This is a genomic window from Streptomyces mesophilus, from assembly GCF_040300965.1.
GTDB lineage: Bacteria > Actinomycetota > Actinomycetes > Streptomycetales > Streptomycetaceae > Streptomyces > Streptomyces mesophilus_A.
Genome location: NZ_JBEPEW010000018.1, coordinates 1 through 20,074 on the forward strand (window position 1 = coordinate 1; position 20,074 = coordinate 20,074).

Here is a 20,074-nt window from a genome sequence, read left to right on the forward strand (position 1 = left end):
AGCGCCGCCACCGCCGCGGCGACCCAGCGCGGCCGGCCGGCAGGGCGGCGGCCCTGCACCTGGACGAGCAGCCGGTCGAGCAGCTGCGCGGGAGGCGCCTGCAGACAGGCGACGGAATCCCGCGAGGACAGCGGTTCCAGAAGCGCCACCACCCGGGAGAATTCCACGAGTTCCAGCGCACAGTGCAGGCAGTCGCCCAGATGTTCCTCGACATACAGACTGTCCGCAGGTTCCAGTACGCCCAGCGCATAGGCGGCGACGTCCTGGTGCTGCGCGCTCATGGGCATTCCTCTTCGTACGGGATTACGGGGTATCGCACCGTGGGGGATACGGCGAGAAGTGTGTCCCCCTGCAATACGGGGCATTCGGTGTTCCTGCTCAACACCCTTGGGAATTCGGTGAACTGTCCCGCACCGGCTGCCGGCCTCCCCGTGTCCACCGGGCACGCCGACGCATACACTCCGCCGCATGCTGCGTGTACTGGCCGTCGACGACGAGAAGCCCGCACTCGAAGAGCTGCTCTTCCTGCTGCGCGCCGACCCGCGGGTGCGCAGCGCCGAGGGCGCCACCGATGCCACCGAGGCGCTGCGGCGGATCAACCGCGCCCTGGACGCGGGCCCGGACGGCGACGACGCCATCGACGTCGTCTTCCTCGACATCCACATGGCGGGGCTCACCGGTCTTGACGTGGCCCGGCTCCTCGCCGGCTTCGCCAAGCCGCCGCTGATCGTGTTCGTCACGGCCCATGAAGGCTTCGCCGTGCAGGCCTTCGACCTCGAGGCGGTCGACTACGTCCTCAAGCCCGTACGCCGCGAGCGCCTCGCCGAAGCGGTACGCCGCGTCAGCGATCTGACGGCCCAGTCCACGGCCCCGGTGCCGGTGCCGGCCGCTCCGGTCGCCGTCGACTCGGCCCCCGACCAGATCCCGGTCGAACTGGGCGGAGTCACCCGCTTCATCCCGATCGACGCCATCGCGTACGTCGAAGCGCACGGCGACTACGCGCGTCTGTACACCGACGAGGGCAGCCACTTGGTGCGCATCCCCCTGTCCACGCTGGAGGAGCGCTGGGCGGCGCGCGGGTTCGTACGGATACACCGGCGCCATCTCGTCGCGCTCGGCCGCATCGACGAACTGCGCCTGGACGCCGGCGCGACCACCGTGCGCGTCGGCGGCGCGGAACTCGCGGTGAGCCGCCGGCACGCCCGTGAGCTGCGCGATCTGCTGATGCGGCATGCGCGGCGCTGAACCGGAGGCGCGGCCGCCGACCGTCCACCGAGGCAGCGGACCGCTCACCGCGCCCAAGGCGCCGTCCGCCGACGCACGGCTGGTTCCGACAAGTGCGCCGCGCCTAGCCTGACCTCCGTCAACGGGGAGGGAAGTCCGCAATGCCCGGTCCATCCGAAGTCGAGGCACTGCTCGCGGAGTTGCGGGCGCTGCCCGCGCCGCCCACGAGTCCCACCGAGGCGACGCGCTATCTCGCCGGCCTCAAGAGCGCCGCGGCCCGCTGGTCCGAGATCCTCGACGAGGCCCATGAGGCCGCCGCCCCGTTCACCGGTCCGCGCGCCGAGGCCGCACTGCGGCTGGCCTTCCGGCGGGCCGAGGAGTCCTACGTCGAGCTCGAAGTCGCCCTCCAGGACTGCGCGACCGGAGTCCACCCCAGGCCCTGACGGAGCTCCGCTCCAGGCCCTGACAGTGTTCCGGCGGAGCTTCGCCTCCGGCCCTTGACCGAGCCCTACCCCAGGTCATCAGCCCTGCGTAGACTCCCGTTCACCCACCCAGGGGCCTGTCGTCAAATTCCCGCCTGCCTGGCGGGCGACGACGGGAATTTGACGACAGGCCCCAGGACGAGAGAGCGCACCGCCCATGCCAGCAGCCCCCGATGGCCCCCGCCGGGAGACCGTGACCGGTGTGCCGCGTCAGGCGCGGCGCCCGCTGGGGCACACCGCCGCACGCTCCGAGATCGACGAGCAGACGACCATCGGCACGACCTATGTACGGTCCCTGATGCGCAGCCAGTTGAGGGCCGGTCTCACCGCGCTCGGCGTCCTCATCCTGTTCGTGGGCACCCTGCCGCTGCTCTTCATGCTCCCCGAGTCCGTGACGGGCTCCGAGGTGTCACCGACCCTGTGGGTCTGGCTGTCCCTCGGCGTCGGCGTCTATCCGGTCATGCTGCTCATAGCCCGCTGGTACGTACGCAGGGCCGAGCGCAACGAGCGGGACTTCACGGGACTCGTCGAAGGACGCTGAGCCCTTGAACGAGATCTGCGCGGTGCGCTCTTGAACCAGACCTACGCGGTGACCGCGGTGACGGTCGTGGTGCTCGCCACGGTCCTCATCGGCGCCCTCGGCCTCAGGATCTCCCGTACGACCTCGGACTTCTACGTCGCGTCCCGCACCGTCCAGCCCGGCCTCAACGCCGCTGCCATCAGCGGCGAATACCTCTCCGCCGCCTCCTTCCTCGGCGTCGCGGGCCTGGTGCTCCTCCAGGGCCCGGACATGCTCTGGTACCCGGTCGGCTACACGGCCGGCTACCTCGTCCTGCTGATCCTGGTCGCGGCCCCGTTGCGCCGCTCCGGCGCGTACACCCTCTCCGACTTCGCCGAGGCCCGTCTCGAATCCCACACCGTGCGCCGCTTCGCCAGCCTCTTCGTCGTGGGCATCGGCTGGCTGTACCTGCTGCCCCAACTCCAGGGCGCCGGGCTCACCCTGGAGATCCTCACCGGCTCGCCCGACTGGGTCGGCAGCCTCGTCGTCGCGCTGGTCGTCACGGGCGCGGTCGCGGCGGGCGGTATGCGCTCGATCACCTTCGTGCAGGCCTTCCAGTACTGGCTCAAGCTCACCGCGCTGCTGGTCCCCGCGCTGTTCCTGATCGTCGCCTGGTTCGGCGACGACACCCCGCGCGCCACCTTCGACGCTCCGGCCGTGTTCCGCGAGCACACCTCGGTACGCATCGACGACACCGTCCGCATCGAACTCGACGCCCCCATCACGCTCACCGTCGACGGAAAGGTCGACGGCACCTCGTACGAGAAGCAGCGCGTCGCACTCGGCGAAGGCACGCACCGCGTCGAGGACGGCACCCAGCTCGGCTTCCCGGCGGGCACCCGCGTCCCGGAGACCCAGGAGCACACCGGCACGGGCACCTCCAACTGGTCACGGCCGCTCGCCGGCGACCGGGACGAGTACCGGCTCTACGCCACGTACGGACTGATCCTCGCGACCTTCCTCGGCACGATGGGCCTGCCGCACGTCGCGGTCCGCTTCTACACCAGCCCCAACGGACGCGCGGCCCGCCGCACCACCCTGGTCGTGCTCGGTCTGGTCGGCGCGTTCTATCTGCTGCCACCGGTCTACGGCGCGCTCGGCCGGATCTACGCCCCCGAACTCGCCCTCACCGGCGACGCCGACGCGGCCGTGCTCGTGCTGCCGGAGCGGCTCATCGGGGGAGTGGGCGGCGATCTGCTCGGGGCGCTGCTCGCGGGCGGCGCGTTCGCCGCGTTCCTTTCGACCGCGTCGGGACTGACGCTCGCGGTGGCCGGAGTGCTGCACCAGGACGTGCTGCCGGCCCGCGGCGTGGGGCACTTCAGGATCGCGGCGGTCATGGCAGTGGCCGCCCCCTTCGGGGTGTCCCTGATCGCCACCAACGTGCCGGTCGCGGACGCGGTCGGGCTCGCCTTCGCCGTATCGGCCTCGTCGTTCTGTCCGCTGCTCGTGCTCGGCATCTGGTGGCGCCGGCTCACCCCGCCCGGCGCCGTGGCGGGCCTGGTCACCGGGGGAGGGGCGGCGCTCACCGCCGTCCTCGCGACCCGCACCGGACTGCCATCGGCGGGCTGGGCGCACACGTTGCTCGCCTGGCCGGCGGTGTGGTCGGTGCCGCTCGGATTCCTCACGATGATCGTCGTCTCGCTCCTGACCCCGTCCCGTATCCCCCCGGGCACCGCGGCCACCCTGGCCCGGCTGCACCTGCCGGAGGACCTCTTCGAGCGGCGGCGCGGGGACGGGCCGCTGCGTGAACTGAGGGCTGCCGACAAGCGTGCAGTGCAGTACGGCGAGCGGCGGGTGGTCCCGCAGGGCGAACAGGACGCGCGGGGCGGGAAGCGGCGCGCGCGTGCGGACGCCGAGCAGCAGGAAGCAGGGGAGCGATGACCGGGATCGGGATTGCGGCGCTGGTCGTGGCGGGCGTCGTCGTCCTCGCGGCCGGGATCCTGCTCGGCCGCTTCACGGCCCGCCGCGGCGAGGTGGACCTGGACCTCGGCACCCCGGTCGAACGGGCCACCTTCCATACGCTGCACACCGCCTCGCTCGCCGCGCCCCCGCTGCGGGCCGGCCTCACCGAGGACACCGCGCGCAAGGCCGCCAAACGCCTGCGCTCCCTGCTGGGCACCGAGGCCCTGTGCCTGACCGACCGCGAGCGCGTGCTCGCCTGGGACGGGCCGGGACACGGTCACCACAACGAACCCGTCATGCGCCGCGTCGGCGAACTTCTCGACTCCGGCCGGAGTCTGAGCGTGCACACCGAGTGCGAACTGCCCGAATGCCCGCTGCGCTGGGCCGTCGTCGCACCCCTCACCGGGGAGGACGGCATACTCGGCGCACTCGTCGCCTACGGCTCACGCGAGTCCGCCGTCCTGGTGCGCGCCGCGACCGAAGTGGCCCGCTGGGTCTCCGTACAGCTGGAGCTCGCCGAACTGGACCGCTCCCGCACCCGCCTCATAGAGGCCGAGATCCGGGCACTGCGCGCCCAGATCTCCCCGCACTTCATCTTCAACTCGCTCGCCGCGATCGCCTCGTTCGTCCGCACCGATCCCGAGCGGGCCCGCGAACTCCTCCTGGAGTTCGCCGACTTCACCCGCTACTCGTTCCGCCGGCACGGCGACTTCACCAACCTCGCCGACGAACTGCGCTCCATAGAGCAGTACCTGGCGCTCGCCGGAGCCCGTTTCGGCGACCGGCTCCAGGTGACGCTGCAGGTCGCGCCCGAGGTGCTGCCGGTCGCGATGCCGTTCCTGTGTCTTCAGCCGCTGGTTGAGAACGCCGTCAAGCACGGCCTCGAGGACTCCCGCGACAAGTGCCGTATCTCCATCTCCGCGCAGGACGAGGGCGCCGAGGCGCTCGTCGTCATCGAGGACGACGGAGTCGGCATGGACCCCGCCCTGCTCCGCCGGATCCTCGCGGGCGAGCAACCGCCGCCGGGCGCCGGGTCGAACGGGGTCGGACTGTCCAATGTCGACGAGCGGCTGCGCCAGGTGTACGGGGACGACTACGGCCTCGTCATCGAGACCGGACTCGGCGCAGGGATGAAGATCACGGTACGGGTGCCCAAGTACCGGGCCGGGGTGCACTCCGGCCGCTGAGGACGGGGCACACACCCGGCGGGCGTCAGAACAGGTGGATCGCCAAGTGCCCGAGCGGCAGCCCCAGTTCCCAGGCCGGCGTCCACACCTGGTCGCCCTCGTCGACCTCGATCCCGGCGCGGTGCCACTGCAGCGACGAGTCCAGGTCGGCCGCGAGCAGCTCGGTGCGCTGCAGCCACTCCCAGGTCTCCGTCGCCAACGCCAGATCGGGCCCGCCGCCTTCGGACACGCGGCGCTCCATCCGCTCGCGCACCCACTCCTGCCAGGGATGGCCGTACGCCGTCAAGGAGAGCCACTCGTCGAGCTGGGAGACCACCCGGATACCGGAGAGCTCGTCCGCCTGGTCGGACAGATAGATCGTGAGCGCGAGGGTCTGCCGGCCGGCCCGGTACTCGAGGGTGCTCGACGGGACGAGGTCCCCGGTGCGCAGCAGTTCGTCGGCGATGTACTCCGCGTACAGCCATGCCATCGGCACGGCCAGCTCGCCGGTACCCCTGCCGTTTCTCCTGTCGGGCAGCAACCGATCCACCTACTCCCTTTCTCTGCCCCCTGTGGGACCCCTTCGAGCCCCGAAGGGCAGCCTTCACCGTCGGGCACGCACGTGGGTCCGGCTTTACTCAACTGGACACAGTGGTTTCGAAATCGACCCCTCCGTCGGCAGACGGAAGGGACGTCACGAGCCCTGTGGTGCGGGCGGTGCACAAGGGGCCTGGCGCACCTGGTCCTCGCCTCACACTAAGGGCGGTGAGGGAGCGGACTCCGCCATGATCTGGAGGTTCAGGGGGTGAGGCTGCTCACGCCCGGGGTGTCAGTGCAGCGGCCCCGTGCCGTATCCGGGCAGGACGTTCTTGAGCCGCCGAAGCGCGTAGTGCGAACGGGACTTGACGGTTCCCGCCGGGATGCCGAGCGCCTGAGCGGCCTCCGTCACCGAGTGCCCTCGGTAGTAGAGCTGCACGAGGACGTCACGGTGTTCGCGGCGCAGTGTCGTGAGCGCCTCGCGGACGTCGAGCGCCGTCACCGACCGCTCCTCGTGCCCGTCGCCTATGACGCCCACGGGCGGTGCGAGCTCGATGCTCTCCGCGCCCACCTCGGTGGGCCGGGCCTTGCGGGCCCTGCGCGCGTCGATCGCCAGGCGCCGGCCGACGGTGAACAGCCACGGCCGCATCGAGTCGTGATCGCTGCGCAGCGCCTCGGGGTGCTGCCACGCGCGCACCAGGGTCTCCTGGACCAGATCCTCCGCGCGCTGCCGGTCGCCGTAGGTCAGGCCGAGCAGAAACCCGAACAGGGCGCGTCCATGGGCTTCCTGCAGTTCGGCCAGTTCCTGTTCGGGGGTGCGGGTGGGGTGCTCCATGGCGGTGGTCACCGTTGACTCCTCCGGTAGGTCGCCGCGTCGCCGTGAACGTAACCGCGACGCGCGAGCGTGCGGAGCGCCCGTGCGGCGGCAGTCGAACGGACGGCCGAGCGGTGCGCCGAACGGTTCCCGTGCAGGTCGAGCGGTGCGACGAGCGGTGCGACGAGCGGTGCGACGAACGGCGCGGCGAACGGTCGCCCTGCGGAGGCCGGGCAGCCGGGTGGAATCCAGTGTTCCGGAATCGGGTGATTAGCTTCCGTTTCCGCCAAGTAGTTCCATATTCGTAATAGGCGCGGCAAAGCTCCTTGACTTCCCGTTACGCCCCGGATGGATTCATGTACGGAGATTGCGCTCGCTCTCCGCCGGCTCGTCCACCACTCAAGGGAAGCCACGGTCGATGACTGAACGCACTGGTTCATTCCGTGCACACACCGCACGCGCGGCGCTGGCCGCGCTGCTGACGGCCGCCGTCGCGGGCTGCGGCACCGAGCAGCCCGCCTCCGCGCCAGGGCCCGAGTCCTCGAGGAAACCGCCCGCCCCGTCCGCCGCCGGCGGTTCCGCTTCCGCCAGGGGATTCACCCTGGCGGCCTCGGGCGACGTCCTGCCGCACGCGTCGATCATCCGCCAGGCGAACGCCGACGCCGGCGGCGACGGGTACGACTTCCGCCCGATGCTGCTCGGCGTGAAGCCGGTGATCTCCAAGGCGGATCTGGCGATCTGCCACATGGAGACCGTGTACGGGGCGGACGGCGACTACACCGGCTACCCGGCGTTCAAGTCCCCGCCCCAGGTCGCCGCAGCGCTCGGCGCGACCGGCTACGACTCCTGCTCGACCGCCTCCAACCACACCCTCGACGCGGGCGCCGCGGGCATCCGCCGCACGCTCGACGCCCTCGACAAGGCGGGGGTCCGGCACGCGGGTTCGGCCCGCAGCGCCGCCGAGGCCAAGCGCCCCACGATCCTGCGGGCCGGCGGCGCGAAGGTCGCCCATCTCGCGTACAGCTACGGCACCAACGGCTATCCGCTCCCCAAGGGGCAGCCCTGGGCGCTCAATCTGATCGACGAGAAGAAGATCATCGCGGACGCCCGCGCCGCACGCAGGGCCGGCGCCGATGTGGTCGTGGTGAGCCCGCACTGGGGCACCGAATGGCAGGACGAGCCCGACGGCCGCCAACTCCGCCTCGCCAAGCGCCTGACCGCCTCGAAGAGCGGCGGCCGCCCGGACATCGACCTGATCATCGGTACGCACGCGCATGTCCCGCAGCCGTACGAGAAGGTCAACGGCACCTGGGTGGTCTACGGCATGGGCGACCAGATCGCCGGCGACATGATCAACTACTCCGGCTCCGCCGACCCGCGCGGCAACCAGGGCACGATCGGCCGCTTCACCTTCGTACCGCCGAAGCAGCCCGGCGGCCGGTGGGAGGTGTCCAGGGCGGAGTTCATCCCGCAGTGGTTCGACACGGGTGACGGCCGGGTGGTGAACCTGAACGCCGCGATCAAGCGCGGCGCCGACTACACGGACCTACGGGACCGCATCCGCCGCGTCACGCTCAGCCGGGGCGCCGCCAAGCAGGGCTTGACGATGGGCAGTTGAGCAACGCACCGCCGAAAGGCCGAGGGCCGTATCCGTCGCGACGGATACGGCCCTCGGCGCTTCACGCGGTACCTGCAAACTGCCACGGCGTCACTTGTCGAGTTGCCCGGAGGACTTGGCCAGCTCCGAGCGGCGGTACGAGTACCCGAAGTAGATGAGCAGTCCGATCACCAGCCAGACCCCGAACCGCACCCACGTCTGCCACTGCAGATACGTGATCAGCCAGATCGAGAAGCCCACACCGAGCAGCGGCACGACCGGCATCCCGGGGCAGCGGAAGGTGCGCGGGAGTTCGGGCTGCCGGTAGCGCAGCACGATCACCGCGACGCACACCACCACGAACGCCAACAGGATCCCGATATTGGTGAGTTCGGCCGCCTCGCCGATCGGCAGGAACCCCGCGATGACCGCGGACGCGACCCCGACGATCCAGGTCACGCGCACCGGCACATGCCGGGTCGCGTGCGTCTTGGCGAACCACTTGGGCAGGAGCCCGTCACGGGACATGCTGAACCAGACCCGGGTGACTCCCAACATGAACGTGAACATGACCGTCAGGATCCCGATGATCGCCCCGATCGCGATCACATCCGCGAGCCCGCCCAGGCCCACCGACTTGAAGGCCGTGGAGAACCCGCTCTCCGGGTCGACCTCCTTGTAGTTCTGCATGCCGGTCAGGACAAGGCAGGCCAGCACGTACAGGACCATCGAGATTGCCAGCGAGTACATGATCGCCTTCGGCATGTGGCGCTGCGCGTCCTTCGACTCCTCGGCAGCGGTCGACATCGCGTCGTAGCCGAACACGGCGAAGAACACGGTCGCCGCGCCCGTGAACGCGCCGCCCACCCCGAAGGGGAAGAACGGGTTGTAATTCCCGGTGTCGATGTGGAAGACCCCGACCCCGATCACAAGCAGGACGACAAGGACCTTCAGACCCACGACCACGGTCTCGAAACGGGCCGCGTTCTTGATGCCGAGGGTCAGCAGATATGCGACGAACAGGCACAGGATCGCGGCGAAGAGATCCACCTTGTGCCCGTCACCGGTCCCCGGTGCTCCCAGCATCCAGGCCGGCAGCTCGGCGCCCATCTCCTCGACGAGAAAGCCGAAGTAGCCGGAGATCCCGATCGCGACCACGGCGACGATCGCCGTGTATTCGAGCAGCAGATCCCAGCCGATGAACCACCCGGCGAGTTCACCGAGCACCGCGTAGCCGTAGGTGTATGCGGAGCCCGCCTTGGGGATCAGGCCCGCGAACTCCGCGTACGAGAAGGCCGCCGCGGCACTGGCGACCCCTGCGATCAGGAAGGAGATCAGAACGGCGGGACCGGCCGTGCCACTGGCCACGGCACCCGCGAGGCTGAAGATTCCGGCACCGATGATGCCGCCGACACCGATCGCGGTGAGCTGCCACAGACCCAGCGATCTGCTGAGCCGGCCCTCCCCGCTCTCGGTCTCTTCGATCTGTTCGATCGGCTTACGGCGCAGTACGCCGTGTCCGCTCCGGAGTGGGGCCATGAGCGTCACCTCGTCGTGGGGGATTCCCTGACGGCCGATGATGATGGCGCACGAGACCAGGGCACGGAAGACGGCGTGCCCGGCGAGTTGCAGGGTTACGGCAGTCCGGTGACGGTGACGCCGCCGGGGAGACTTACGGGACCACGGTGACGGGCCAGCGCCCCGCCTTGACCAGCCGTACCGCCACCGACCCGACGATCCGGTGCCCGGCCTGCTCGGATGCGCCCACGATCACGGCGTCCGCCTTGAGCTCATCGGCGGCGTTGACCAGGCCGTTGTAGGGGTCCCCACGGAACGTGTGGAACTCCCACCGCACCGAGAAGATGTCCTTCACCCGCTCGGTGGCGTCCTTGATCTCTGCGATCAGCCCTTCGGCGATCTCGTCCGTGACCTCTCCGACGGGCGCGCCGAGCGCGGCCCCGGCCGCCATCACGGGCTGTACGTACACCACGGCGAGCAGCGCGTTCTGCCGCCGTGCGAGGCCGCCCGCATAGGCGGCGGCGCGCAGTGAGGTATCGGAGCCGTCGACCCCGACCATGATCACCTTGGGGCCGTCCGTACCGCGTTCGAACTGGGTCGCCTGCTCTTCGCTCACAGCCGTGAGGCTAGCTCAGCCTGCGCGGGGTGTGACCCGCCGGGCCCTTCTCGACGGGCGGGCGCGCGTGGCTCTTCTTAGAGTCGGTCCATGAGCGCCAGCGTGGAAGCCGCGATACCCAAGGGCCAGACGCACGATGCGGACCGGCTCGGACCAGGCACCTCACCGTTCCTGAGCAAGGTCCCGGATATTTTCGCGACCTTCTTCGGCCTGCTCGGCCTCTACTGCGGCGTCCTCGCGATCATCGCCCCGTTGCGCCGTCTGGCCCACCCCGTCACCAAGGCTCTCGATCACGCCACGGTCCCGGTCAGCCCGAACCTCGCGTACGCCCTGTTCCTGACGCTGCTCGCCGCCGCGTGCGCCTCCCGAAAGACCATCGCGTGGCGGCTGGTCGTGGCGTATCTGGGGCTGCTCCTGATCGCGGACGGCATCTGGATCGCGCAGGGGGAGTGGAAGGACGTCCTCCCCTCGGCGATCGTCTGCGGGATCGCGCTGGTGATCCTGGTCCTCGCCCACCGGGAGTTCTACGCCCAGACCCGGCGCGGTCAGTTCCTGCGCGCTCTCGGTGTGCTGGCCGGCGGACTCGCGGTGGCGATCCTGGTGGGCTGGGGACTGGTCGAGCTGTTCCCCGGCACGCTGGAGCGCGGCCACCGGCTGCCGTGGGCGGCCAACCGGGTGCTCGGCGGTCTGGTCTCCGGCCAGCAGTTCAACGGCATGCCCCCGCGGCAGCTCAGCTTCTTCCTCGGTCTGTTCGGCGCATTGGCGCTCCTGAACGCCGCCTTCACCCTGTTCCGTTCCCAGCGGCTCGAAGCGGCGCTGCACGGGGACGAGGAGGCTCGGATCAGGGCGCTGCTCGGCGCGTACGGCGAGAACGACTCGCTCGGCTACTTCGCCACCCGCCGCGACAAGGCCGTCGTCTTCGCCCCGAGCGGCAAGGCGGCCGTCACCTACCGCGTCGAGGCCGGTGTCTGCCTGGCCAGCGGTGATCCCGTCGGCGACCCGGGCGCCTGGGACCAGGCGATCGAGGCCTGGCTGGAGATCGCCAGGCGCTACGCCTGGGCGCCCGCCGTCATGGGCGCGTCCGAGGAGGGTGCGAAGGCCTTCGCCCGGCACGGGATGGGCGCGCTGCAGCTCGGTGACGAGGCGATCCTGTACGTGCAGAAGTTCGACCTCGACGGCCGCGACATGCGCGTCACGCGGCAGGCCGTCAACCGCGTCCGGCGCACCGGCGCCACCTGCCGTATCCGCCGCCACTCCATGCTCACCGACGCGGAGATGAAGCAGATCATCAACCGCGCCGACGCCTGGCGCGACACCGAGACCGAACGCGGCTTCTCCATGGCACTCGACCGGCTCGGCGATCCGCAGGACGGCGACTGCCTCCTGGTGCAGTGCATGGACGCCGACGGCAAACTCCTCGCGCTGCTGTCCTTCGTGCCCTGGGGCAAGGACGGCATCTCGCTCGACCTGATGCGCCGCGACCGCAGCGCTCCCAACGGCGTCATGGAGTTCATGGTCGCCGAACTCTGCGCCACCGTCGGCAAGCTGGGCGTGCGCCGTATCTCCCTGAACTTCGCGGTCTTCCGCTCCGTGTTCGAGGAAGGCGCCCGGATCGGCGCGGGCCCCGTCCTGCGGCTCTGGCGCAAGCTGCTGCTGTTCTTCTCCAAGTGGTTCCAGCTCGAGGCGCTCTACCGTTCCAACGCCAAGTACGACCCCGACTGGTACCCACGCTTCATCTGTTACGGGGACGCCGGATCGCTGGCCCGGGTCTCCCTGGCCTCGGGTATCGCCGAGGGCTTCGTCGCCGTACCGAGTCTGGGCACCTTGTGGGGCAAGGGCCGCACCCCCGCCAAGTTCGACCGTCCCGCGACCACCGCGGGCCTGCCCGCCATCGACGAACTCGGCCTGGGCGCCGGCGCGTCGGGGACCGCCGATCCGCTGGCGGGCATGCCCGAACAGGTCCGGATCCGCCACCGCAAACTCGAGCGGCTGCAGGACGAGGGCATCGACCCGTACCCCGTCGGTATCGCCCCGCGCACCCACACCCTGGCCGAGATCCGCACCGCCCACAGCGCACTGGCGCCGGGCGTGCGCACCGGGGAGCGGACCACCGTCGCGGGTCGCGTCATGCTGATCCGCGACTTCGGCGGTGTCGCCTTCGTGGATCTGCGGGACTGGTCAGGTGACCTCCAGCTGGTGTTCACCCGTGAACACCAGGAGGCCCTGGACTCCTTCACGCGCGCCACCGACATCGGCGACCACATCACCGCCTCGGGCGAGATCGGCGTCACGGACAAGGGCGAGCTGTCCGTGTTCGTCACCGGCTGGCAGCTCACCGGCAAGTGCCTGCGCCCGCTGCCGGACAAGCGCCGCGGTCTGTCCGACCCCGAGGCGAAGGTCCGCCGCCGCTATGTCGACCTGGTCGCCAACCCGGAGGCCCGCGACGTCGTACGGGCCCGCTCCACCGCCGTACAGGCCCTGCGCCAGGGTCTTCTGGAGCGCGGCTACCTCGAGGTCGAGACCCCGATGCTGCAGCAGATCCACGGCGGCGCCAACGCCCGCCCGTTCACCACGCACATCAACGCCTACGACCTCGACCTCTACCTCCGCATCGCCCCCGAGCTGTACCTCAAGCGGCTGTGCGTGGGCGGTCTGGAGAAGGTCTTCGAGATGGGCCGCACGTTCCGCAACGAGGGCGTCTCGTACAAGCACAACCCCGAGTTCACGATGCTGGAGGCCTACCAGGCCTTCGCCGACTACGACGTGATGCTCAACCTCACGCGCGAGCTGATCCAGGGTGCCGCGACGGCCGCGTTCGGCTCTCCCGTCGCCCGCAAGGCCGACGGGAGCGGAAAGCTCGTCGAGCACGACATCTCCGGGCTCTGGCCGGTCAAGACGGTGTACGGGGCGATCTCCGAGGCGCTCGGCGAAGAGGTCACCGCCGACACCGAACCGCCCGAGCTGCACCGGCTCTGCGACAAGAGCGGTGTCCCGTACACCGCGGAGATGGGGCGCGGGGACGTGGTCCTGGAGATGTACGAGCGCCTGGTCGAGGAGAGGACCAAGCTGCCCACCTTCTACAAGGACTTCCCGACCGACGTCTCCCCGCTCACCCGCCAGCACCGCACCGACCCCCGGCTCGCGGAACGCTGGGACCTGGTCGCCTTCGGCACCGAACTGGGTACCGCCTACTCGGAGTTGACCGACCCGGTCGAGCAGCGCCGACGGCTCACCGCCCAGTCGCTGCTCGCGGCCGGCGGCGACCCGGAGGCGATGGAGCTCGACGAGGACTTCCTCGACGCCCTCGAATACGCGATGCCGCCGACCGGCGGTCTCGGTATCGGCGTGGACCGGCTCGTCATGTTCCTCACGGGCCTGACCATCCGCGAGACGCTGCCGTTCCCCCTTGTACGCCGCCGCTGAGGTCTCCGCCACTTCTGACAGTCCCAACAGGTGCTTCTCCACGGGCCCCCGTGTTGATGAGGTCCGGGCGCCTTCGGCCGTGCGACGCATTAGTCATGAAAAAGGAAGAACTGCTTCCGGGGCGCCGTGCGCTGCTGCGCGGCGCCGCCCTCGCCACCCTCGCCACGACCGCCGGCTGCTTCAGCAGACCATGGTCCGCGCAGCCCGCACCGTCCGCTCCCGCACCGGCCGGCGGCGCCCCTGCCCTCCGTCGTCCGCAGAAGCCCGCCGCGTACCGGCTCAGGCCCATCGCGGGCTACGGTCCCGCGCGTTCGCTGCCGGCCGCCGCGCCCGTGCGGTCCAAGCCGATCCTCCGCCTGGCCAGCCGCAACCGCACCATGGTGCTCACCTTCGACGACGGTCCCGACCCCCGTTTCACCCCGCACATCCTGCGCACCCTGAGACAGCACCACGTCCGCGCGATGTTCTTCGTCTGCGGCGAGATGGCCGCCGCATCGCCCGATCTGCTGCGCGAGATGGTCGACGACGGACATCTCATCGGCAACCACACCTGGACGCACCCGCAGTTGCTGCGCCTGCGGCGCTCCGGGGTGCTGCGCGAGATCGAGTCCACCAGTGAGGTCGTCCAGCGGACGGTGGGCGAGGCCCCGCTGTGGTTCCGCGCGCCGTACGGGGCGTGGAACCGGGACGCGTTCGAGATCGGCGCGGGGCTCGGCATGGAGCCGCTCGCGTGGACCACCGACTCGCTGGACTGGACCGAGCCCGGTACCCGCAAGGTCGTCGACAATGTGCTGCGCGGCGCCGGTTCCGGGGTGGTCATCCTCAACCACGATGCGGGCGGCAACCGTTGGCAGAGCGTGGAGGCGCTGCGGATCTATCTGCCGCGCCTGCTTGCGGACGGATATCGCTTCGGGCTTCCGCAGCGCAGAATCACGTAATTCCCGAAAGGGCCCGCCTCATCGGGCGGTTCTCTTTCCGGGCTTGCGCCCGCCTGATCGGCGCCGCTGTTGTCAGCGCGTCTCGACCAGGCGGGCGAAAACCACGACATTCCCGTCGTAGCCGTCCTTCTTGGTGAATCCGCCACCGCAGGTGATGACCCTCAGCTCCGGTGAGCCCGTGGCGTTGTACACCTTTCCGCCGGGGAAATTGGCCTTCGAGAAGACCTCGACGCCGTACACCTCGAAAACGGCCGTCTTTCCGTCCCTGCGGCTCACTTCCACGTGGTTTCCCTTTTTCAGGGAACCGAGCCCGTAGAACACCGCGGGCCCCTGATTGTTGTCGACATGGCCGACGAGCACGGACGTGCCGTTCTCGCCGGGCGAGACCGCACCCGTGAACCAGCCCGCCAGGTTGGGGTCCTCGGGCGGCGGGGCGTCCACCCAGCCGTCCGCGTCCAGACCCACCGGCTGGATCGGTGCGTTCACCTGGATCTGGTCGATCCTGATCCGCTCCGCGATCGAGAACGGCAGGGCCTGCACACCGGCGGCCCGCGGTTCCCCCGCCGTCACCCGCTCCGCGGCCGACGCCGGTTGCGGAGGGCCCACGGCGAATTCGCCCGAGCCGTTCCGGATCAGTGCGAGACCGGTGAGCAGAACAAGCGCTATGACACCCCACGGAGCCCGCTTCTTCTGCGGCTCCTCCTCCTGTGCACCATGTGCCGAATCCATTCACAGTCCCCTCTCGACGCGGCAGTTGTCCCACGCCGTTCGCGCATGCAAGAACGCTAAGTGGATTGCGTACGGGCGGCGATCGGTCGGCACCGAACGGGTGGTGATACGGCCGGGCCTGCGCCATCCGAGTCGACTTGCCCAAACCATTTCTGACGGTCTGTGACCTGCGGTGATATCCGGTGTACGGAATTACGCTCGGCGTGTCGCTCACCGGTACGGACCAGCCCCGAAATGCGGGCCTGCGCAGGGCGTTCGAGGGTCTGATCTGAAAGGCGCTCTCGCCGATTGACCGGGGAAGGTTCCCCGGGGCGTCTTTCGCGGAGGTCCACATGCGTACAACTCGTGCCCTGGCGGCCCTGGGCGTCGCCGGTGCGTTTCTCGGGCTCGCAGCACCGACGGCAAGCGCCTGGGACGGGAGTGTCATCAGCGTCAGCCCCACTCACCCGGCCCGTGGTTCCCAGGTAGCGGTGACGGTCAACGCCCATGAATGCGGCAGCGGCGGCACCATCACCTCGACCGCGTTTCCCCAGACGCACCTGAACGGAACGGGTGGCGGCGGTCACGCCAACCCGACGATCTACTCGCACGCCAGCTTCGGCCACCACTCCGTCACCGCCACCTGCGGCGGCCAGTCGGTGACCAAGGACCTGGCACTGACCGTGGTCGGACCCGCCCACGGTGGCACCGGCGGCTCCGTCACCAGCGGCGCCACCTCCACCGACATCGCCATCGGCACCGGCCTGGTGGCGGCCGCGGTGGCCGGCGGCGGGATGTTCTGGCTGCGGCGCCGGGGCGAGTCCAAGGCCTGACGCCCGTACACACGCACTTCGCCCCCGGGATCTCGACGATCCCGGGGGCGAAGTGCTGGGCCGGGCTCAGGAGTTGTGGCGACGCCCGCGCCCGGCGATTGTGGTGCCGGCCTCGCTCAGGTGTGGTCACCCTCGGCCGGGCGGCGGCGGGCGAAGTGCAGGGCGGAGCCGAGCGCGCCCGCGATGAGCAGTCCGCCGAAGGCGATCTCGCCGAAGTCGAGGTCGGCGAGGCTGCCACCGATGCCGGCCTTCACGCCGTGGTGGATCGGCGGGTTGGTGGGCTGATGGGTCCAGCCGCCGCTGCCGGACGCGATGGTGAGCTGCGTCGTGCCCTTCTCGCCGCGGCAGTCGAAGGTCACCGTGTACATCGCACCGGGCTTGGCGTCCCAGTCGACGGTGGCGTTGGCGCTCTGGCCGGAGTTGACGGTGACGGTGTCGAAGACGCCGGACGATGCGGTGGCCTGTCCGTCGCAGCCGTCGACCTTCAAGGTGACCTGGCCGCCGGCGGCGATCGTCGAGGGCGTGACGCTGAAGCCGAACGAGGTGATGTTGTTGTCGCCCTTCACCGCGGCCGGCTTCTCCGCGGCCGGTGAGGCCTGTGCCGGGGGCATGCCGATCGTGAGGGCGCAGATGGTGGCGGGAGCGAGCAGAGCGAGCGCTGGGAAGCTGCGTATCGCGCGCATGGTGAGTCCTCCGGGTCCCCGAGGAGCAGCCGCGGACCTTACCGCTGTTGCCGGAAATGCACCTCGATGACCGAAACGCTAAGGAGGCGCCCGTACGGCCGCGATCGCTGTCGTACGAATGGGGCATGCGCCTGGGCCGTTGGTGGGACATGGGCCGTGGCGCCGCGCGATCGGCGGGGCGTGGTGTGCGAAAGGAGGCCGAGCGGTGTACCGGACGAAGGGAGCTGACGCCGGATCAGGGGATCAGCCGGGTCTGCCGGGCCAGCCACGGGATGTTCTTCTCCAGGCCCGGCCGCCAGACCTGCCAGGTGTGACCGCCCGGGAGCTCCATCAGCTGGACGTGCATCCCGGCCTTGCGGGCCGCGTCGTACACCACCTTGGCCTGTGGCCCGAAAGTGGCGTCGTCCGTGCCCGCGACGAAGACGCCCGCGGTGTCCGGGAACTTCTGCCGGGCCATCACATCCATCGGATTGACCTTGCGGAAGGCCGCCTCGTCACCGCCGAACACGCTCTGCACCGTCTGCTGGTGGCTGCCGATGGAGGGTTCGTCCTCGCCGGAGATGTCGATGAAGGCGCCGTAGCGCTGTGGGGCGTTCACGGCGATCTGCAGCGAGCAGGTGCCACCGTTGGACAGGCCCGAGATGGCCCACTGGGTGCGGTCCTTGGCGGCCTGCAGGTGGGCGGCGACCCAGTTCGGGACGTCCTCGGAGAGATACGTCTGCACCTTGCCGAGCTTGCCGTCCACGCACAGCGGGTTGTTGAACGGGGAGCCCAGGGGGTCCGCCACGACGACGATCGGTGCGAGGCCGCCGTGCTGCGCCGCGAACGCGTCCATCATCATCGGCAGCTGCCCGGAGGTCACCCAGTTCTCGGGGGCGCCGGGCTGCCCCGGCATCAGCACCAGGACGGGAAGCAGAGGGCGCGGCGAGGCGTGGTAGGCGGGCGGCAGATAGACGTACGCGGTCTGCGCCTTGAAGCCGGATTTCGACCCCGGAATCGGGGTCTGCGACAGGGTGCCCTTGGCGGGCAGGTCCTTCGGCGGCTTCCAGACCTCCGCGATCGTCTTGCCCTCGGGCACCTCGAGCACCGGCTCCGTGGTGCCGGTCGCGTCCTTGAGGCTGACCGTGTCCTGCGGGCCGAGAAGGGTCCGTACGGTCGGGTAGTTGTCGAAGTAGATGTTCACCTGGTTCATCGCGTACAAGCTCACGAACAGCGCGGCGAACAGTGCGCCCAGCCGGCCCCGCCAGCGCAGGAAGCGCAGCTTGAAGGCGGCGAGCAGCAGGCCGAGCAGCAGGATGCCGATCCAGAAGAGGACCTCGAAGGGCAGCTCGTCGGGGAACGGCTGCCACCAGTCGTTGACGATGACCTTGACCAGATACGTGAGGAGCGCGGCGAGCACCAGGGCCACCGGCAGCCAGCGGGTCCACCAGCGCCGGTCACGGGTCACGAGCAGAAAGGCCAGCGAGAGCAGGCCGAGCACCCGCAGGGCGAGCGGGAGCGGGCCGTCGACGAGCGACCAGTCGAGCGGCCCCGCGATCACCATGCGTGCGCCCCTGGTCCGCGCCACTCGACCAGATGGGGGTCGTCGAGCGACATGTCGGCATCGCTGAGTCCCGCGCGGCGCAGGAACTCCACGAGGTCCGCGTCGTCGTACGCGGTCCCCAGGGCGACGCCGCGCACCTCGACACGGCGTCCCGGGTGCCCCGCGCGGGGCGGGTGGACCACGATCGGCGCTTGCCAGGGCATGCCCTCAGAGTGCGTCAGGCGATGCAATTCGGCCATTTAGCATCCCCCGGGTTTCCCGGGGCGGGTGGTTCCACCGAAACGCAAGGAAAAAGTGCACTTCACCGGCGTGAGGGAGGTGCGTGGGAAAAGAAATCTTGAAGTGAGTTGAACGCAGCCGCCGTCCGCTTGCGTACCTAGGGCCATGTGCGGCGCATCCAAGCGCCGCACCACAAGCGGACCATGGGAGTTCACGATGAAGACCTGGCGGAGCGCCTCGATCGCGGCAGCAGCAGCGGCCCTGTTGGCGCTGACGACGGCGTGCGGTCAGGAGAAGGGTTCCGACGAGCCGAACGGGCAGTCCGTGGGCAACGCGGCACCGGCCGAGGACGGTTACGGGGACGGATACGGCGGGGCCGGCGACGCCGGGGCGGAGGCTGCCGCGGCGAAGCCCGCAGGCCAGCTCGCCGTCTGGGACAGCAAGGAGCTCGGCAAGGTCGTCACCGACAGCGCGGGATTCACGCTCTACCGCTTCGACGAGGACACGGCGAAACCGCCGAAATCCAATTGTGAGGGGGACTGTGCCAAGGCCTGGCCCGTGGTCTCGGCCGAGGACGCCAAGGCCGCACCGGGCGTCGACGCGGCCCTGATGGGCTCCGTGAAACGGGCCGACGGCACCGAGCAGCTGACCATCGCGGGCTGGCCGATGTACCGCTACGCCCAGGACAAGAAGCCCGGCGACGCCAAGGGCCAGGGCGTGGGCGGCACCTGGTTCGCCTCGGCGCCCGACGGCAAGAAGGCGTCCCCCGCCGCCGAGGAGGGCGGCGGGGAGCAGGCCGATCTCGCGGGTCTGTCCACCCGCAAGGACCCGAAGCTCGGCGAGATCGTGATCGACAAGAACGGGATGACCGTCTACCGCTTCAAGAAGGACTCCGCCTGGCCGATGAAGTCGGCCTGCACCGGCGACTGCCTGGAGAACTGGCCGGTCGTCGAGCCCGTCGAGAAGAACGACACCGAGGGCATCCTCAAGAAGGGCTTCGTCACCTTCGACCGACCCGACGGCATCCAGCAGCAGACCATCGACTGCTGGCCGCTGTACACCTACGCCGGTGACCAGGCGCCTGGCGACACCAACGGGCAGGGCGTGGGCGGCACTTGGTACGCGGTCTCGCCCCAGGGCAAGCTCGTCGGCGCGCCCAAGTAGACGGCGCCCGCTGCGGTACGCCGGCCGGGCCGGTTCCTCCACACCCCTCTGCGGTGGAGGAACCGGCCCGTATTGTTTGCCGGAAGTCCGGGGCAGGGAGTTCAAAATTCCAAAAGGACTTGCGTCACACCGGAGAAGTCCGTTCTGG

The 20,074-nt window shown here is 70.0% G+C and carries 19 protein-coding genes; 10 read left to right on the forward strand and 9 right to left on the reverse strand.

What is annotated here, in order from left to right:
* On the reverse strand, positions 1 to 281 hold a 281-nt coding region (locus tag ABT367_RS09430), incomplete at its 3' end, for an anti-sigma factor family protein (RefSeq protein WP_434975434.1).
* Positions 282 to 468: 187 nt separating this feature from the next.
* Between ABT367_RS09430 and ABT367_RS09435 the strand changes: the two genes are divergently transcribed.
* From ABT367_RS09435 to ABT367_RS09455, 5 genes are all read left to right on the forward strand, one after another.
* Positions 469 to 1,245, forward strand: a complete 777-nt coding sequence (locus ABT367_RS09435; protein ID WP_352251252.1) for a LytR/AlgR family response regulator transcription factor — start codon at positions 469 to 471, stop codon at positions 1,243 to 1,245.
* Positions 1,246 to 1,385: 140 nt separating this feature from the next.
* Positions 1,386 to 1,667: a hypothetical protein gene (locus ABT367_RS09440; RefSeq protein ID WP_352251254.1), complete on the forward strand. Its 282-nt coding sequence runs from the start codon at positions 1,386 to 1,388 to the stop codon at positions 1,665 to 1,667.
* A gap of 196 nt (positions 1,668 to 1,863) precedes the next feature.
* Positions 1,864 to 2,247: a hypothetical protein gene (locus tag ABT367_RS09445; RefSeq protein WP_352251256.1), complete on the forward strand. Its 384-nt coding sequence runs from the start codon at positions 1,864 to 1,866 to the stop codon at positions 2,245 to 2,247.
* Between the two features lie 30 nt (positions 2,248 to 2,277).
* Complete coding sequence (locus tag ABT367_RS09450; RefSeq protein WP_352251258.1) at positions 2,278 to 4,146, forward strand: cation acetate symporter; 1,869 nt, start codon at positions 2,278 to 2,280, stop codon at positions 4,144 to 4,146.
* Entirely contained in the window at positions 4,143 to 5,354 is a 1,212-nt protein-coding gene (locus tag ABT367_RS09455) for a histidine kinase (protein WP_352251260.1), read from the forward strand. Before ABT367_RS09450 ends, ABT367_RS09455 begins: the two co-directional genes overlap by 4 nt.
* Positions 5,355 to 5,379: 25 nt before the next feature.
* Here the strand turns inward: ABT367_RS09455 and ABT367_RS09460 are convergent, their stop codons facing one another.
* Positions 5,380 to 5,823, reverse strand: coding sequence for a hypothetical protein (locus ABT367_RS09460; RefSeq protein WP_352251396.1), 444 nt, complete (start codon positions 5,821 to 5,823; stop codon positions 5,380 to 5,382).
* Positions 5,824 to 6,162: 339 nt separating this feature from the next.
* Entirely contained in the window at positions 6,163 to 6,705 is a 543-nt protein-coding gene (locus ABT367_RS09465; protein ID WP_352251398.1) for a sigma-70 family RNA polymerase sigma factor, read from the reverse strand.
* A 397-nt stretch (positions 6,706 to 7,102) separates the two neighbouring features.
* On the opposite strand from ABT367_RS09465, the gene ABT367_RS09470 reads away from it, so the two are divergent.
* Complete coding sequence (locus ABT367_RS09470) at positions 7,103 to 8,302, forward strand: CapA family protein (RefSeq protein ID WP_352251262.1); 1,200 nt, start codon at positions 7,103 to 7,105, stop codon at positions 8,300 to 8,302.
* 90 nt (positions 8,303 to 8,392) lie between these two features.
* On the opposite strand, the gene ABT367_RS09475 is transcribed toward ABT367_RS09470, so the two are convergent.
* On the reverse strand, positions 8,393 to 9,820 hold the full coding sequence (locus tag ABT367_RS09475) for an amino acid permease (RefSeq protein ID WP_352251264.1): 1,428 nt from the start codon (positions 9,818 to 9,820) through the stop codon (positions 8,393 to 8,395).
* 133 nt (positions 9,821 to 9,953) lie between these two features.
* On the reverse strand, positions 9,954 to 10,358 hold the full coding sequence (locus tag ABT367_RS09480; protein ID WP_434975436.1) for a universal stress protein: 405 nt from the start codon (positions 10,356 to 10,358) through the stop codon (positions 9,954 to 9,956).
* Between the two features lie 147 nt (positions 10,359 to 10,505).
* Here ABT367_RS09480 and lysX point away from each other — a divergent pair, with 147 nt between their 5' ends.
* Complete coding sequence (lysX, locus tag ABT367_RS09485; protein WP_352251268.1) at positions 10,506 to 13,838, forward strand: bifunctional lysylphosphatidylglycerol synthetase/lysine--tRNA ligase LysX; 3,333 nt, start codon at positions 10,506 to 10,508, stop codon at positions 13,836 to 13,838.
* Positions 13,839 to 13,933: 95 nt separating this feature from the next.
* A complete protein-coding gene (locus ABT367_RS09490) occupies positions 13,934 to 14,776 on the forward strand; it encodes a polysaccharide deacetylase family protein (protein ID WP_352251270.1) in 843 nt (280 codons plus the stop codon).
* A 72-nt stretch (positions 14,777 to 14,848) separates the two neighbouring features.
* On the opposite strand, the gene ABT367_RS09495 is transcribed toward ABT367_RS09490, so the two are convergent.
* On the reverse strand, positions 14,849 to 15,505 hold the full coding sequence (locus ABT367_RS09495) for a class F sortase (protein WP_352251272.1): 657 nt from the start codon (positions 15,503 to 15,505) through the stop codon (positions 14,849 to 14,851).
* Positions 15,506 to 15,837: 332 nt separating this feature from the next.
* Here ABT367_RS09495 and ABT367_RS09500 point away from each other — a divergent pair, with 332 nt between their 5' ends.
* Positions 15,838 to 16,317 (forward strand): hypothetical protein, encoded by a 480-nt coding sequence (locus ABT367_RS09500; RefSeq protein WP_165329802.1) that lies wholly within the window; start codon positions 15,838 to 15,840, stop codon positions 16,315 to 16,317.
* A gap of 116 nt (positions 16,318 to 16,433) precedes the next feature.
* Here ABT367_RS09500 and ABT367_RS09505 read toward each other — a convergent pair whose 3' ends face one another.
* From ABT367_RS09505 to ABT367_RS09515, 3 genes are all read right to left on the reverse strand, one after another.
* Positions 16,434 to 17,000 carry a hypothetical protein gene (locus ABT367_RS09505; protein ID WP_352251274.1) on the reverse strand — a complete coding sequence of 189 codons (567 nt, stop codon included), beginning with the start codon at positions 16,998 to 17,000 and terminating at the stop codon, positions 16,434 to 16,436.
* 235 nt (positions 17,001 to 17,235) lie between these two features.
* Positions 17,236 to 18,543 (reverse strand): alpha/beta hydrolase, encoded by a 1,308-nt coding sequence (locus ABT367_RS09510; RefSeq protein ID WP_352251276.1) that lies wholly within the window; start codon positions 18,541 to 18,543, stop codon positions 17,236 to 17,238.
* Positions 18,537 to 18,746 (reverse strand): hypothetical protein, encoded by a 210-nt coding sequence (locus ABT367_RS09515; protein ID WP_165329804.1) that lies wholly within the window; start codon positions 18,744 to 18,746, stop codon positions 18,537 to 18,539. The genes ABT367_RS09510 and ABT367_RS09515 overlap by 7 nt, the downstream gene beginning before the upstream one ends.
* A 232-nt stretch (positions 18,747 to 18,978) precedes the next feature.
* Here ABT367_RS09515 and ABT367_RS09520 point away from each other — a divergent pair, with 232 nt between their 5' ends.
* Positions 18,979 to 19,926, forward strand: a complete 948-nt coding sequence (locus ABT367_RS09520; protein ID WP_352251278.1) for an SCO0930 family lipoprotein — start codon at positions 18,979 to 18,981, stop codon at positions 19,924 to 19,926.
* The last annotated feature ends 148 nt before the right edge of the window (positions 19,927 to 20,074 follow it).